This is a genomic window from Enterococcus sp. 2201sp1_2201st1_C11_2201SCRN_220225 (genome assembly GCF_040925905.1).
Taxonomy (GTDB): Bacteria; Bacillota; Bacilli; order Lactobacillales; family Enterococcaceae; genus Enterococcus_C; species Enterococcus_C asini_A.
This window is the reverse complement of the sequence record NZ_JBCOJC010000032.1, coordinates 13617-29982: the sequence shown is the minus strand read 5'-3', so window position 1 is coordinate 29982 and position 16366 is coordinate 13617. Positions and strand designations below refer to the sequence as shown.

The following is a 16366-nucleotide window of genomic DNA, read 5'->3' as shown; positions in this document are numbered from 1 at the left end:
CTTTTTCAGCAGCCTCGTACCTGATGGGGAGGTTTCTTTTTTGTATGCTTTGAAAACTCTAATGTATCGAGGGTTAGAATTATGAAATTAGCTCACATACGAAGTTATGCAAGTTTTGCATTTACAAAACTCGATTTATTTACATCAAGCTTTGATAAATCGTGATAATTTCATCAATTGTGGTGTCACGAGGGTTACCTGGTGTACAAACATCCCGCAACGCATCTTCGGCAATCGAAGGAATATCTTCAGCCTTCACCCCTAATTCAGAAATCGTTGCTGGAATGCCAACATCTTTAGACAATTGGTCGATGGCCGCACACGCATCGTCACGAACTTCTTCGATATACTTCGTATCAGCCCCTTCTAAGCCGAGTACTTTAGCGATTTCACGGTATTTTTCACCAGTGAAATCTTTATTGTATTTCATGACTGTTGGCAACAATGAAGCACAAGCCACGCCATGAGGAATGTTGTACCAAGCAGACAATGGATGCGCCATCCCGTGAACCAAACCTAAACCAACGTTAGAAAAGCCCATACCGGCAATGTATTGACCCAGAGCCATTTCTTCCCGACCTTTTTGTTCGCCAGCAACGGAACTACGCAAGCTCCGGCCGATGATTTCGATGGCTTTGATATGCAACATATCGCTCATTTCCCAAGCACCTTTTGTAATCAACCCTTCAATCGCATGGGTCATAGCATCCATCCCAGTCGATGCACACAAACCTTTTGGCATACCCATCATCATATCACTATCGATAAAAGCTGCGATTGGAATATCGTGAACATCCACACAAACAAATTTACGATGGTTTGCTTTATCAGTGATAACGTAGTTAATCGTCACTTCCGCAGCTGTACCAGAAGTGGTTGGTACTGCCAAAATTGGTAAGCAAGGGTTCTTTGTTTCCGCTACCCCTTCCAAACTGATAACATCTTCAAATTCAGGATTGGTTACGATAATCCCGATTGCTTTGGCGGTATCGATGGGAGAACCACCACCAATAGCGATAATTGCGTCAGCTCCAGCATTTTTAACGAATTTCACGCCATCCTGCACGTTTTCAATAGTTGGGTTTGGCACGATAGCATCATAAACTTCATAGTCGATACCCGCTTGATCCAAAAGATCTGTTACTTTTGTTGCGACGTTGAATTTGATTAAATCCTTATCGGTGATGACCACTGCTTTTTTGAAACCCCGCGCTTTGAATTCGGTTGGGACTGCTTCAATCGCTCCTTTACCATGATAAGATGTTTCGTTTAAAATCATACGGTTTGCCATTTGTGTTTCCTCCTTATTTAGTGTACTTGGAAGAGGCGCTCAGAACTTATCTCCAAAACTTTTTCTCTCCGAAGAACCCATTTTACTTTGTGTACATTAAGTAACTCGCTGCTATATCAAGCGACATCTCCTCCGCACACTAGAAATGACGGTAGAAATGTGATGTTTATCACAATTAATAGTATAAAGCAAACATCCAGTTCATGTAAGTAAAATTGTGAATAGACGTTGTTTTTTCACAGATTACAGTTCAAAGACTTTCACCAAATCAACTGCTACTGGTGAGTTATCCGGATTAGTTTCCATGATGTCTGCCCTGAAATCCCAACACTTACGATTGATGTCAGTAGTGACAGTTCTATCCTTTACTAATCTTCAGCTCCAAAATAGCAAAAAGATAGCCCATTTCTGTGTCAAGAAAAAGCAAGTATCTAATCGCCCTATACGCTTTTAACTCGTCCCGCATTTCGTGCCATAGTTAGTCATGTCGTTTTTTATATTCTGCAATACAACCGGGATAAATTTTCAGGCACAATGTTTATTGCATCACACGCGAGTCCTTCTTGCACGCAGCCTACGATTATACCCGTGGTGCCAAATAATCTGCCCGTGGAGTGATTTTGAAAGCATCTGCCAACGCCCAAAGATTTTCGTCACTAATGGTCTGTTTCACCCCACCTTGCGCGCAGACATAAGTATAAACTTGCGCTGCTTTTTCTGCGGTTTCGATTAAACCAAAGACTTCATCCATATCTTTACCGGCACCATAAATTCCATGTTGTGGCCACAAGACCAGGCGAGTTTCTTTCATTTTTGTAGCTGTTGCTTCGCCGATTTCATTGGTTCCTGGTACCATCCAAGGAATGATTGAGACACCTTCTGGAAAGACCACCAAACATTCCGTGCACATTTGCCACAATGTTCGGGTAAAAGCTTTTTCGTCCATTTCGTGGGTGAAACTCATGGCCAACAAATGAGAAGCATGATTGTGCATCACGATCCGGTTTTCTGGATCCACTTCCAGACGAGCAATATGGCTCATGAAGTGTGATGGTAATTCTGAAGTCGGTACCCCGTCATTTTCCAAGCCCCACAAAAGCTCCAAAGATTTACCATCTTGCGCTACTCGGACGATTCCTAAGTTTTCGGCTGGCGCTAAAGCAACATTTTTAAAATATTTTCCAGAACCAGTGACAATGAAATAGTTACTAGCTAATTTTGAAGCATCAAAAATCATTGGAATTACGCGATGAACCTGATCCAAATCTAAAAAAGGTTTCACTTCTTCTTCATGCAACAGATAAGAAATATTCCCCCCGTTACGTTCATCCCAACCAAGGCGGTAAAGGTTAGCGGTGGTTGCCACCATTTCTTGAACAAAAGGTGCTTGTAAAATATCGATTTTTTTCACAATAAAAATCCTTTCTGCAGGGCAGTCTCTTAGGCTGCAAGTTTTCTCGACGGCGCTCGTATTTTCAAGCACCGCCGGAGAGAGTCAGTTTAAGCAATCTTAGCGGTTAGCCAAGACTTCTTTTTCATAGTTGCGAACTTCTGTTAACCAATCAAGGCCTACTGGAACACCATTTTCTTGGCAGAAGTAATTCCAAACATCCCCATAAGGAAAATCTTTCAATTCTTCTGTGTAAGCCAAACGACTGGTGAAGTCCATGCCCAATTCCATTTCTTTCAATTCTTGGGTAGGTTCCAACATCGCCTTCAACAACGCTTTTTGTGTGTTGCGCGTCCCGATTACCCAAGCAGCAATCCGGTTAATCGTCGCATCGAAGAAATCTAAACCGATATTGGTTTTTGGCAACAAGTCACTGCGAACCAATTCGCTGGCGATGGCTTGCAACTCATCGTCCATAATTACCACGTGATCAGAGTCCCAACGTACCGGACGAGAAACGTGCAGCATCACGCCTTTAGAGAACAAAGCCAACGAGGACAATTTGTTGGAAATGACTTCGGTTGGGTGGAAATGCCCGGCATCCAGACAAACCAGTTTGTTACGCGTTAAGCCGTAGCCCATGTAAAACTCGTGAGAACCCACTGTATATGCTTCTGCGCCGATTCCGAAGAGTTTGCTTTCTACCGCATCTTGGGTATAGGCTTCATCGTATTCTTCCGCAAAAATCGTGTCCAAAGATTCCATCAAGCGTTTCCGTGGTTCGTAGCGATCGATCGGGTTATCTTTCATACCATCGGGAACCCAGAAGTTGTCGATACAAACTTGACCGGTTTCTTCCCCCATGTAAGCTGCGATACGGCGAGCCCGTTTGGCATGTTCGATCCAGTATTCACGAACTTCAGCATCCGGGTGAGACAAAGTCATGCCATCTTTCATCATTGGGTGAGAAAAGAAGGTTGGGTTGAAATCCAAGCCCAGACCTTGTTCTTTAGCCCAGTTCACCCATTTTTCGAAGTGTTTCGGTTCGATTTCATTTAGGTCGACATTTTCCTCAGTGTCCAGATAGATGGCATGGAGGTTCAATTTGTGTTTGCCGGGGATCAAAGAGTAAGCTTTTTCCAAGTCTTGGCGGAGTTGTTCTGGTGTGTGGGCTGCTCCAGGATAGTTTCCAGTCGCCATGATGCCACCAGTCAATTCTCCTTCTGGTGTCAAAAAGCCTTTGACATCGTCGCCTTGCCAGCAGTGCATGGAGATTTTCACTTGGTTAAGTTTGGCTAAGGCAGCGTCGGTATCCACTCCGACTGCGGCATAGCGGGCTTTGGCTTCTTGATAGCGAGTTGTTACATCTGTCATGTTGTTCATTCCTCTTTTCTTTTATTTGGTGTTTTCATGAGTGAGTAAAAAATTCTGATAAGCTTTCATGACTTGTTTGAAGTCACCAGTTTCGGGTAAATAAGTTTGCAATGGGAAGGATGTGCGGATCGCTGCTCGTGCTTCGGCGAGATCCCCATAGCCTTTAGTCGCCACCATTTGGACAATCAAATTGCCAATAGCCGTCGCTTCTCCCGGACCGGCTTCTACTTCAATTCCACAAAGATTGGCAGTAAGCTGGTTTAACAGACGATTATTTGATCCGCCACCGACGATATGGAGTTTTTGGTAACTGATACCGGTAATTTCCGACAGATTTTGCAACTCCAATCCGTAGCACAATGCCAAATTATCATAGATACAGCGAGCCAATTTTCCAGGCGTTTCTGGGATGATTTGTCCTGTTTTTCGACAATAGGTTTGCAACTCAGCAATCATGTTGCCGGGATTTAAGAAACGGGTGTCATTAACTGGGACAAACTGTTGGAAAGGTGCTTCTTTAGCAGCCATTTCCGCAAGCTCGGCGTAAGTGTACTGATAATTTTGCATACGGGCAACTTCTTGAATCAACCACATGCCCATGATATTTTTCAAGAAACGAATTGTTCCTTGCACGCCCCACTCATTGGTGAAATTGGCGTCATAGGCTGCTTTTGAAGAATTGCCTTCTTCAAGCTCTGCTCCCATCAATGACCAAGTGCCAGAACTGATGTAGGCCCAGTTACTACCTGCTCCTGGCGTCCCTACGATTGCCGAAGCCGTATCATGACTAGCTACTGTGATAAACGTGGCATTAGGCAAGTCGTAATCGGCAAACCGGTGATTTTGCAAAGGCCCCAAAATCGAACCCGGTTCTACTAACGGTGGGAAAAGGGCGGAATCGACTTCGAGAGCTGACAGGATATCGGCGTCTAACTCCCGTGTTTCCAGATTTAGTAGCTGCATTGTAGAAGCGTTGGTTTTTTCCATCACAGCCACACCGGTAAAGACATACCCAAGATAATCAGGAATCAGCAGCAAGGTTTCCGCTTGCGCCAGCTTTTGCTTGTCTTCTACTAATAATTGGAACACGGTATTAAAAGACAACAGCTGGATACCGGTTTTTTCATACAACGTGGCCAGGGGCATTTTTTCTTGGAAAGCCGCCAGCGCTTGTTGGGTTCGTTTGTCCCGATAAGCCACCGGGTGTTCCAACAAGTTCCCAGAAGCATCCACCAAGCAATAATCCACTGCCCAAGTATCAATCCCCACATAACAATCGGTAATCCCGGCTGCTTTCACCTTCGACAACCCAATCAAGATTTCCTTGATTAAATGATCAATCTGCCAGCGATCATGGCCGGCTTCTTGAGTAAAATAGTTTTTGAAGCGGTGCATTTCCTTCAAGGACATCTTCCCCAAAGCGTCCACCGAAGATAACATCAAACGCCCACTAGAGGCCCCAATGTCCACTGCAATATAATGGCTCATCTCTTTCCTCCTCTTCAATCGATATCGATTCGTCACCTACCACTAAAGATTAGTGATTTCGTTTACATCTTTGTTAATACCTTAAATATATCGACTTATCCTTTACAAAACAATGCTAGAATGTTAGTCTTTTAGTATCAAAATTACAGGTGATAACTATGGAAGCTAAAATCTTCAACTACCTCACAACCATCGACGAACAAGAACAGCAACAACGAAAAACGGGCCGGTTCACCGAAGAGTTCGCCGAAGAAAAAGGCGCCCTCAATCCTCGGCTGAAAATTCAAAACCACCTTTTTGCAGAAGACCGCCCCATCGTGATTCGCAAACACCGTCGCTTTGCCCCTTATCCTCTCCATTCTCATCAATTCTTAGAGTTTAACTACATGCTCAAAGGGACTTCCCACCAAATCGTCAACGGCAAGTCCCTGACCTTGAAGGAAAATCAACTCCTCTTATTGGATACTGACTCCTGTCATGAACTAGCCGCTTTGGGAGAAGGGGATTTGTTGATTAACTTCTTGTTTCGCACCAAGGATTTAAAAATTGATTCCCTCAAGCGCATCGACGCCGAGAGCGCTGGTATGACCTATGACTTCATTATGAATGCGGTCTTGGGTCCGAATTTCCACGAAAACTATCTGATGTTGGATCTGGTAGAAGAGCCGGAAGTCCGCCTCACCTTGGAACAAATGATTACCGAGGCCTTCAGCAATCGTCGCCTGGCCAGCGAAATCCTCAATAGCCAATCCCAAGTCTTGTTTTTGCAACTGACGCGGATTTACCAAAGCCAAATCGCCTCCATCTATTGGGAAGCCACCAAAGATGATGTCTTAATTTCAATCCTCCAGCGAATTGAAGATGATTTTGCTAGCCTGACTTTAAACCAACTCGCCCAAGATCTCGGCTACAACCGCAACTACCTCTCCAACATGGTCAAAGAACGCACTGGGGCCACCTTCAAAGAACTTCTAACTTTGGAACGCTTGAAAAATGCCCACTCGCTGCTGCTTTCCACTGGACTACCTATCGAACATATCGCTCATTACTGTGGATTTTCTAATAAGACGCAATTTTATAAGAAATTTTTTCAACAATACAACAAGACACCTTATCAAGTACGTCAAAAAGGATGAAGATAAATTGGTTTGGGATGATACAGCAACCTTGTATCCTTTATCTAATAATGGCTGAACCCAAATCCTTCCAAAACCTTATGAAGCTCCAGTTATGAAACATAACTTGCTTATCATCGAAAATCCCCCTTTTATATTGATTACTTTCAAGAGGTTAGTGCTACTCTAAGTCAAACAATTTTTAGGAGGAGCATCTTCTGGGTTCATACAAAAAACTTGATTCTTTGACTAAGGATACCGACACGATATTTACTCTTTTTTTGACTTTTGTTTGCATCACGATTCCTCCTAATATTCTTCCGGTAGCAGCATTGTCTGATGGTCACCATCGTCAATTACCCAGATTTTGCTTGGCAGAGCTTGTAACTCTTTTGCATATTTGCCTAATTGAAAAGTAACTTTTCGCTTCTGTTCTGGTTCTTCTTGACGGTGAATGATGATTAGTTTGTTGGTGTGATTTTCTTTGTACAATTCGAAAATCTGCAAGTAGTCCTTTTGCCAATCTGAGTCATCAATCAAATGCCATAGCAGTAATTGAACCTCTAGGGACACTCCTTCCTTAATACCTGGTGTTAAAAACCGTTGACCTTCTTTTTCAAACATAGAAATCCCTCCAAAAACAAAAATAGATCCGCAATCCCACGAATAGATGTAGGATTGCGGATCATAGTGATAATATATATTTAAAAAATTTACATTTTCCAATACAAAATGTGTTTTCCTGTTCCTAAAATTTTCTCTTGCCCTGTTTCATCAAAATATCGCAATTGAGTATTTCCTGGGATAGTTACGTTAACTTCTACCTGAGCCTCATCTAACCACTCCCAAGCTACCATAATCCTTCCATGGGGAGTCTTTAAACTGCCTTTCACCCAAGGTAAACGATGGTCAAAACATGGTCGTAAGTCCAAGGAATGAATCTCAGTAGTCGGATCATCCAATGAGTAACGCAACCCTATCACGTTTTCCACGATAAAAGCTTGCACCGCTCCATAAGCATAGTGATTTAAACTGTTCATCTCCGTACCACTAATCGTTCCATCTGGTAAGATGGAATTCCAGCGTTCCCAAATAGTGGTGGCACCCATATTAACTTCATAGAGCCAACTAGGACTGTTTTCATTGAACAACAACGTATAGGCTAAATCTGGTCGGCCATTCTCCGCCAAGGCCTGGGTAAGTTCAGGTGTCCCTACGAACCCAGTATTAAGATAATTCTGATTTTCATCCAATAACTCCACCAAACCAACTAACAATTTTTCTTTTCCAACTTCAGAAGGGTATAGGCTGTTATTTAATAGCAGAGAAATTCCCGTTTGAGTGGCTGGTTCCAAGTACAACTCATCTCCCACAAAGTACTTCTTCAAAATTGCTTGCTTGATTTTTTCTGCTATTCTGTGGTATTTCTCAGAGCGTTCATCCCCCAAGGCTTCCAGACAAATAGCTAAATAAGATGTGGAGCGATAGTAATACGCTGAGGCAATCAAATTAGGATCCGTAGCACCAATTGGATTATGAGGATTCCCATTGTCTAAGGCTAGCCAATCTCCAAGTTGGTGGTCAAAATCCCAAAGATGTTTACCACCATGTTCCAAGTCCCTTTTGTGTAAATAGTCTACCCAGCCTATCATGACATCAATGTTTTGCTCTAACAAGCCCTTATCTCGGAAATGACGAAAAAGTTGGTAAGGTAACGTCGTAGCCACATCCCCCCAAACGGCTGCTCCATCAGTGACTAAGAAAGGATTGATTCCTTCAAAGGGTTCCACTTTCGGATAAGGAACAAAGAAAGGAACCGAACCATCTAAAAGTTGTTGTTCCAAAGCCAAGTTTCGCAAATAATGCTCATAAAAGCTCTTGGACTCAAAATTATAGCAAGATGCGTTAGCAAATATAGTCACATCTCCGGTCCAGCCCATGCGTTCGTCTCGCTGGGGACAGTCAGTGGGAATATCCAAGAAGTTATCTCGTTGACTCCACTTAACATTTTCCACTAGCTGGTTAAGTTTTTTATTTCCAGATTCGAACTGGAATAGCTCATCCATGTCTGACCAGATAGGATAAGCTTTTAATTCTTTTGCTTCATCTACAGTTAAACCAGTTACCGCTACATAGCGAAAACCAAAGAAAGTAAAATGGGGGCGTAGTGCGCATGGTAAATCCCCAGCAGTCACAGTCAAAGTCTGTTCAGCCGTACGCAGATTTTCTTGATAAAAAGCCCCTTCTTGCAATAATTCACCAAAGCGTAAGGTCACCTTTTTACTACTGAAAATTTCCCCAATTACCCAGCCAGTAATAATCTGCCCAAAATCCAAGACTAGCTCACCCTTAGTATCTAGAAAAGTTCGCTTTACTGATATAGGCTCTTGCTTTTTAATTGGTGGGTTATTTCGCGGCTGTAACAGCTCTTTATCCTCGGTCAAAACTGCTAAAACTAGTGGTTGTATAGCTAGAGAATAATCAACCTCTTCCCCATCATAAATCGAATTTGCCAAAATCGGTGAGGTATGTACTTCCCAGCTATCATCACTAACTAATACTTCCTTCGTACCATCTTTGTACTCTACATGTAACTCGCAAATAACCTTTTGCTTGTCACCATAGATATTTTCTTGACCGCCTTCAAAAATAAAGCGTCCTTTGTACCAACCATTGCCCACAAGAAACTCCAAGTGATTTTCTTTTTTTAAAAGTGAAGTCACATCAAAACTCTGATACTGATTTAACAAATCATAGCTATGATAACCAGGTAAGAGAACTTCTTCAGTAACCGCTTGAGTATTTAGAAGGCACTCATAGATACCAAAACCACAGGCATACAAACGGGCCTTATCAATTTCTTTTTTCGTAGAAAACTTTTTTGTAAAGCAGACACTGTCCCTAGACTTCCCTTGGTAACTCAACCAGTCTGCCATCCAAGTGCCAGATTTTGCCGTTTCAAACCAACTACTACTAGTGGCTGTTGCATCTGCCGTTTCCGTTATTACACGCCAGAAATAGCGTCGCCCTAACTGTAAGAATGTAGTATCCATGGAAATTTGATTCCATTGACTCTGGGTTTCTACTTGTTTGATACATGTTGCAAACTCAGGGTCAGTGGAAATTTCTAGCCGTTGCATCAAGATGGGCTCATTTCCTTGGGTCTCCCAAGAAAATGTCAGGTGTTCGTATTTGTAGCCAAGGGGCTGATGCAAGCCGTTGACTCGTAAATTAGTCGGTCTCATCTTTCATCCACTCTTTCAATTTCTGATTGCGACACCAAGGGTCGACGGGGCTGGTACCTTTAAAGCTATCTTTGCCACAAATTTTACTAACAGCAGCCGTAATAAAGTGATCATAGTTACAGTAACAATTGATAATAGTAGGAATCATCGGTACGTCGAAATAGTGATATGGATTGCCAAAGCTGACTAGCAATGTTGGCACTTCTTGTACAAACCACGGTAGGTTGTTTCCTAAGCCATACAATGTATGCCAGTTAATCCTGGCAGTGGTCTGGTTGCTCGCATTTTCAATATTTGCTACATAAATAACATAGTCATACTTGCTCTTAAAAGATTCCACAGTTTCCAATTCATAAAAATTAGTTTCTTTTTGATAAACTGTTACCGTAAAACCCAACTTTTCAAGCTCAGATACAAAGTGTTGTTTCACATGTTCATTAGAGGAACTGGTACCCAATAACTCTACTAGCACCCGAGCGCCTGTCTTCAACGGTAATAGATTCTGTTTGTCTTGTACTAAAGTAATCGCCTGATTCGCCAAAGCAACTTGTTCTTTAGTGTAATCCGGACTTTTATCACCAATCATCACTCCTCTGTGTAGCCCCATAGAAGCTTTCGTGGCTAAGATTCGTGTCACAGCTTCCTCTAGCCGGTCTTCGGATAGTAGTCCATTTTTCAAACCCTCTTTCATATAAAAGACATCTTCTTCAAAGTCTTTATTAAAAAGCAACATATCACAGCCCCGTTGGATACAAGCCGGCACCGCTTCACGTCGGTTCATTGCTACAGTAAAGCCGACCATTGGAGAGGCATCTGTAATCACCAACCCATCAAAGCCCAGCTCTTTTCGTAATAATCCTTGTAACAGCGGTTCACTAAGACTCGCTGGCATTTCATTTCCGCTATAGGCTGGAAAAGCAATGTGCCCGACCATGACGGCCTTCGCACCTTCATCAATTAAGGTTTGATAGATTTTTCCATAGCTCTTTTCCCAAGCTGAGAAAGGCAATGAGTTAACGGAAGTCAGCAAATGTTGATCCCGTTCATCCACACCGTCTCCTGGAAAATGCTTAATAGATGTTAAAACATTCTTTTCTTGACAACCTTTTATGTAAGAACGAGCGTTGTCAATCACCTTGTGAACATCATCTCCATAGGTACGTACATTGGTAATCGGGTTATGAAATTCTAAATCTAAGTCCACAACTGGCGCAAAAGCCCAATTGACACCTACTTCGCTAGCTTCACTGGCAGCAATATTTCCTAATCGATAGGCATTTTCTGGATTATTTGTCGCAGCTATCGCCATGGGAGTACCATAAGCTGTACCTTCCGTAATCGCCCCGTTACCACCATATTCCAAGTTAGCAGGAGTCAATAAAGGGATACGACTTTTTTCCTGCGCATAAGTAAGCGTATCTTTCATCTCAGTAAAACTTCCTGATCTAAAAAATAAGCCACCAATTTTGTAATGTAATAAGCTATCTAAATATCCTTGCTCCGTAGAATAACCAATAGGTACGAAAAGCTGCCCAATTTTTTCTTCTAATGTCATACTTGCTAGAGTCTCTTCAACCCAAGTAAGTTCTTCTTTTTTTAAATTAAATGGTTTTTCAAGTAAGTTCATCATTATCTCCTCTTAATCACTCAGTCTAATAAAACAGGCAGCTACTCAGGCTGCCTGTTTACTCGTTTCTTTTTGGTAAAAAATGACAAGATTTTATATTCATTGTTTAAATAAATCAAAAATCCTAGCAATATGATTGCGTTCCAAAATGATTGCATCTGGGCAGAGATATTCAACCTTACAAAGCCTAGAGTAATCAAAGCTGTAGTAAATGACCCTAATAGAATGCCAAATTTATCTTCACTATATCGTCCGATAAAACCGCCAATAAATAATGGTAAGAAAGCCACAAAAATCGTGGAGATTGTACCAAAGTTTAAGCTAGCAGAGGCATTTCCCTGAATACTCATGGTAAAACATCCTGCCACGGAAACAAATGCCCCAGATAGTGCATAAGATATTACCGCATTACTTTTCTCGTTAATACCAGTATCCACGGCAATCTTTTGTCCAGCTACTAGTGATCGCCAATGGAACCCAAATGAGGTCTTATTGGAAATAAGATAAATAGCCACAAATCCGATTGCTAAAACAATTATTTGATTTTGTGGCGAAGCAATTTTGGTCAAATGTAAAGTCCGATTTAATACTACCCCGCCGCCGTCGGTTGCAATAAAACCTAGTGCTTCATAGATTAATGTCATACCTAATGAAGTAACAATTGGAGGAATCTTCAAAATAATATAGGCCAATCCGGAGATAGTCCCTAGAACTGCACCAATCATTACAATGGCAATGAGCATATACCAGCCGTTCATCTCCCATCCCAAGTTTTCTAAGTACCACATGAATTTGGCACCTAGAATCGATGCCAATAGGCTAATGGAACCCAGTGAGAAATCGAACCGACCAGTAGATAAATTGAAGTTTAAAGCCCAAGCAATAAATGTCGTTACAGCAAAGGCATTAATAAAAGTACGAAAATGATTAGTGGTGCTGAATAATGTAGTATCCCTTCCCAGCAATAAGAGGGAGAAGAAAAGAAACACACCCGCTGGGATCACCAAAGTTATTACTATTTTTTTTAATCGTTCATTCATCTTTTCTCTCCCACTTTCTATTACCGATTCGCGATGTTTTCTTGAATAGTTTCAAAATCTACGTTGCTTGCAAATTTCACAAAGCTTTCGAAGTCTGCATCCTTGTTGTTTTTCTTGATTAATTGATTTAAATCATCTTTGTTAATTGCTGGATTTTCAAAATCGTTGGCAATGTCATACATCTTATCGAATTCTTCTTTTGTTTGCGCGTTCCAATAGTTTTGACTAATCCGGAATGCTTGGCCATTGTCACGGAAGTCTTCACTATCACCATTAACTGCATTCATTACTGCTGCAAAAGTAGGCCCAATCATTGCTGGGAATGTTCCAGACAAGTAGTCCACTTGTTGAGGATTGGCATCAAATCCATCTTTATAAGCTTCGGTAAAGGCAGAAACAGTTGCTAGACGAATTTCAGGATTAACATTAGAAATAGTTGCTCCGAATACTTCTAGCCCAATTCCTACAGACAATAATGTTTCCACACCAGGTTCACCTAACTTCTGTTGTGCTTCTGTGTAGAACGCACCAGCATCGTCCGGAAATCCTTCTAAGATTTGGATAGTATATTCATCACTTTCAAAACTACCGATGAATTTTCCTGCTTCTGGTTCTTTATAAGTCACACCTGCTTCTTGGAATGCTTTCACAAATCCTTCAAAACGTTTGCGGTGAGCATCTACTCCATAACTCATACCACCTGCATACAGAACATAGTTCTTGTCACCTTCTGCAATATAGTGTTTCGCCATATCATAACCAGCTTTTTCTTCAGAAGCTAAGTCTGGTCCAATCGTGCCTAAGAAGTACTCATTATCTTTCGTTTCTTCATATTGTTCATCGGTCATTGTTCCAACACCGACGATGTAATACATTTTTGCTTTAGCTGCTTCATTAATTGCCGCTACCATGTCTGCTTGAGTTAAAGCAATTACAGCTTTACAATTTTGAGAAGCAAAGTTTTCAATCGCTGATTTTTCTTCTTCAGCAGTAGAGATTGCGGAAGAGAACTTAAACTCCACATTGTATTTTTTTGCGATATAGTCGTTATAATACTTTTGAAAAGCTAGTACTTGTGAGTCTGAAGGGTCATAAATCAATACTCCAATATTCGTCTTTTCGCCACTATCAGTACCTTTACTACTATTTGCTGATCCTCCACCTCCATTACCGCATGCCCCTAATACGGGTACCAACAATAGTAATAATGCAGTTAAAACATAAATACCCTTTTTCCATACTTTTTTCATGATGCTTCCTCCTTATCTAGGTAATAGTTTTGTACGGTAATTCAATGTTGCTACAAATACCACAGCCAAAAACATCAAGCCTTTTACCAATTGTGTCATGCCAAATGATGCTCCTAATACTAGTAATACTTGGTTTAAGACTGTGATAGATAAAGCCCCCACTAGTGCTGCGCCTACTTTACTTCTAGCACCACCAGATACGGACATGCCACCAAATACAATAGCAATCAAGACATCCATCCCAATGGATCCCCCTGTTGCTTTACTTAAAGTGGGTGCCCGTAAGATTGTTAGAAAAGCTGCCAAGCCCACTCCGATTCCAGCAAAACAGAAAGAGTACAATGTTTGTTTCACAATAGAGATCCCCGTTTGACTGGCCGCCAAGGAATTACTACCGAAAAATTTATTCTTCCGGCCCACCGCTGTTTTATTAAACAGATAGTATGCGACAGAGAAAAACACAATCAAAATAATTACTTTTATAACTAGATTATCCAATTCTCCGGTTTGTCCGTTGAGCTTCAAATTCGTATTGCCATCTAAAATCAGATCGACCAGTGAGGTTAAGATACTCAACATGGCAATAGTAGAAACAAAGGCTGGTAAATTAAACACTGCGGACAGTAATGAATTGATCCCCCCGACGATTGTGCCACAGGCTACACAGGCGAGCATCATAATTAGAAAAGACTCTGTTTTGTTATATGACAAAACGCCAACCATACTACTTACTGCCAAAGATGCGCCGAGAGAAATATCAAAGGAACCTAGAGAGAAGATGAAAACCGCTCCAATCGCCACTACGGTTAAAATCACAGATTGATTGATGATAATTTCCACATTGTAAAGAGAGATATTCCCCCCAGAAATCCAGACATATAGAGCTACAAGTCCCAAGAGACCGATGATTGGTGCACTATCAAAAATTATTTTTTTATTGAATTTTTTTTTGGTTGGCATTTTTTTGACCAACTGACTTTCCATGTCCTCCTCCTCCTTAAATCATGTATTGAATGACTTCCGTATCTTTTAATTCTGACGAGCGAATGAATTCTTTTTGTACGCCACCATTTTTCATAATCAGGATGCGATCACTCATTCCCAATAATTCCGGTAGCTCTTCAGAAATTAAGATAATACCTTTGCCTTCTTGCTTCATCGCTTCCATTAGTTGATACATAGCTGCCTTAACCCCGATATCGATTCCTCTAGTCGGACAATCTAAAATCAAAACATCACAATCACGAGCCAACCATTTTCCAAAAACGACTTTTTGCTTATTCCCCCCTGACAGATATTGCACTTCCTGATCATGACTAGGCGTCTTAATCCGCAACTCTTCAATTTGAGTATCTACATAGTTGTTTTCTTTTTTTGTACTGATATAGCCTAATGCCCCTGCCAATAAATCCGTGCCCCCAATAGCGATATTATCTTTCACCGAAGAATTAAGTGCCAGAGCTTCATGATCTCGATTTTTTGACACATAACCGATTTTGGCTTTCATAGCACTCTTCGTGGAGGTGACTGTAGTTTTTCCTCCCCCAGCAGTTACTGTGCCACTACTCGGTAAGAATCCAAAAAGCATTTTGCCTAATTCATGCATACCGCAGTGAGACAAACCACCAATGCCCAATATTTCGCCCTTGTGAAGCTGAAGATTGACTTGATGTACTTTTTCTAAACCGGATATATTCTTGGCTTCAAGCAAAATAGTCTCTTCCCAGCTTGGTATACTGTCCTCTCGATAATAAGAACCGGTCAACTCTCGGCCAACCATTAAGTTTTTAATAGCTGTTTCATCGAAATCAGCCCGATCCACTACAGTAATTAAATCTCCATCTCGTAAAACGATTAGTTGATCGCAGTGTTCCATGAGTTCTTCTAAATCATGGGATACAAAAATACTGGCACCACCTTTGGCCTTTTGTTCATCCATTTGTTGATAGATAAATTCCCGACCTTTCTGGGACAAAGCTGTGGTAGTTTCATCTACAATCAACACTCTAGGTTCCTTCATCAAAACCTTGACAACTTCCAACAGTTTCCGTTCTTCTTGACTATATTTATCCACTACCTCTGAAGCTTTTAACTCTCCTAAATCATATTCATCTAAAATCTGTTGTGCCGCTTGTGTCATTTTTTTATTTGATACTAATGCCCTAGCTTGAAAGGATTTCATATTTCCTAAAAAGATATTTTCCGCCACCGTTATACCAGAAATTGTACCTTCTTCTTGAACAATCATCCCAATCCCCTGATCTAAGGCATCTATCATATTTGCCGGCTGGTAGTCTATACCACAGTATTTTAAGTTTCCTTTCGTTGGTGAAATAATTCCGGAAAAAATCGAGGACATAGTACTTTTTCCCGATCCATTTTCACCAATCAGCCCTATCGTGCTACCTCCTGTAATTTGTACTGAAACATCTCGTAACGCTGTAACTTCACCATATGTTTTAGTGACATTCATTGCTTCAAGCAACACCTCTTGCTTCACACCTATCACCTCTTTCGCCATTAAGGATATAAGAAATAAGTATGCG

At 41.3% G+C, this 16366-nt stretch carries 12 protein-coding genes; 1 reads left to right on the top strand and 11 read right to left on the bottom strand.

Annotated elements, in window-relative coordinates; translation table 11 throughout:
- Window positions 1–139: 139 nt before the first annotated feature.
- From fucO to rhaB, 4 genes are all read right to left on the bottom strand, one after another.
- Window positions 140–1291 carry a lactaldehyde reductase gene (gene fucO, locus AB5754_RS09365; protein ID WP_368251120.1) on the bottom strand — a complete coding sequence of 384 codons (1152 nt, stop codon included), beginning with the start codon at window positions 1289–1291 and terminating at the stop codon, window positions 140–142.
- A gap of 580 nt (window positions 1292–1871) precedes the next feature.
- A complete protein-coding gene (gene rhaD / locus AB5754_RS09360; RefSeq protein ID WP_368251121.1) occupies window positions 1872–2702 on the bottom strand; it encodes a rhamnulose-1-phosphate aldolase in 831 nt (276 codons plus the stop codon).
- 99 nt (window positions 2703–2801) lie between these two features.
- Window positions 2802–4055, bottom strand: a complete 1254-nt coding sequence (rhaA, locus tag AB5754_RS09355) for an L-rhamnose isomerase (RefSeq protein WP_368251122.1) — start codon at window positions 4053–4055, stop codon at window positions 2802–2804.
- A gap of 21 nt (window positions 4056–4076) precedes the next feature.
- Window positions 4077–5543 carry a rhamnulokinase gene (rhaB, locus tag AB5754_RS09350; RefSeq protein ID WP_368251123.1) on the bottom strand — a complete coding sequence of 489 codons (1467 nt, stop codon included), beginning with the start codon at window positions 5541–5543 and terminating at the stop codon, window positions 4077–4079.
- Between the two features lie 158 nt (window positions 5544–5701).
- On the opposite strand from rhaB, the gene AB5754_RS09345 reads away from it, so the two are divergent.
- Window positions 5702–6679 (top strand): helix-turn-helix domain-containing protein, encoded by a 978-nt coding sequence (locus AB5754_RS09345; protein WP_368251124.1) that lies wholly within the window; start codon window positions 5702–5704, stop codon window positions 6677–6679.
- A 288-nt stretch (window positions 6680–6967) separates the two neighbouring features.
- Here the strand turns inward: AB5754_RS09345 and AB5754_RS09340 are convergent, their stop codons facing one another.
- The 7 genes from AB5754_RS09340 to AB5754_RS09310 form a co-directional block, all read right to left on the bottom strand.
- Window positions 6968–7282, bottom strand: coding sequence for a DUF960 family protein (locus AB5754_RS09340; RefSeq protein WP_368251125.1), 315 nt, complete (start codon window positions 7280–7282; stop codon window positions 6968–6970).
- Window positions 7283–7371: 89 nt separating this feature from the next.
- The gene (locus AB5754_RS09335; protein ID WP_368251126.1) at window positions 7372–9903 is read right to left on the bottom strand and encodes a family 78 glycoside hydrolase catalytic domain; all 2532 of its coding nucleotides are present in this window, start codon (window positions 9901–9903) and stop codon (window positions 7372–7374) included.
- On the bottom strand, window positions 9890–11530 hold the full coding sequence (locus AB5754_RS09330) for a glycoside hydrolase family 3 protein (RefSeq protein ID WP_368251127.1): 1641 nt from the start codon (window positions 11528–11530) through the stop codon (window positions 9890–9892). Before AB5754_RS09330 ends, AB5754_RS09335 begins: the two co-directional genes overlap by 14 nt.
- 41 nt (window positions 11531–11571) lie before the next feature.
- Entirely contained in the window at window positions 11572–12570 is a 999-nt protein-coding gene (locus tag AB5754_RS09325) for an ABC transporter permease (RefSeq protein WP_368251128.1), read from the bottom strand.
- Between the two features lie 20 nt (window positions 12571–12590).
- Entirely contained in the window at window positions 12591–13820 is a 1230-nt protein-coding gene (locus AB5754_RS09320; protein ID WP_368251129.1) for a hypothetical protein, read from the bottom strand.
- Window positions 13821–13832: 12 nt separating this feature from the next.
- The gene (locus tag AB5754_RS09315) at window positions 13833–14804 is read right to left on the bottom strand and encodes an ABC transporter permease (RefSeq protein WP_303218098.1); all 972 of its coding nucleotides are present in this window, start codon (window positions 14802–14804) and stop codon (window positions 13833–13835) included.
- Between the two features lie 13 nt (window positions 14805–14817).
- Complete coding sequence (locus tag AB5754_RS09310; protein WP_368251130.1) at window positions 14818–16320, bottom strand: sugar ABC transporter ATP-binding protein; 1503 nt, start codon at window positions 16318–16320, stop codon at window positions 14818–14820.
- Window positions 16321–16366: the final 46 nt, after the last annotated feature.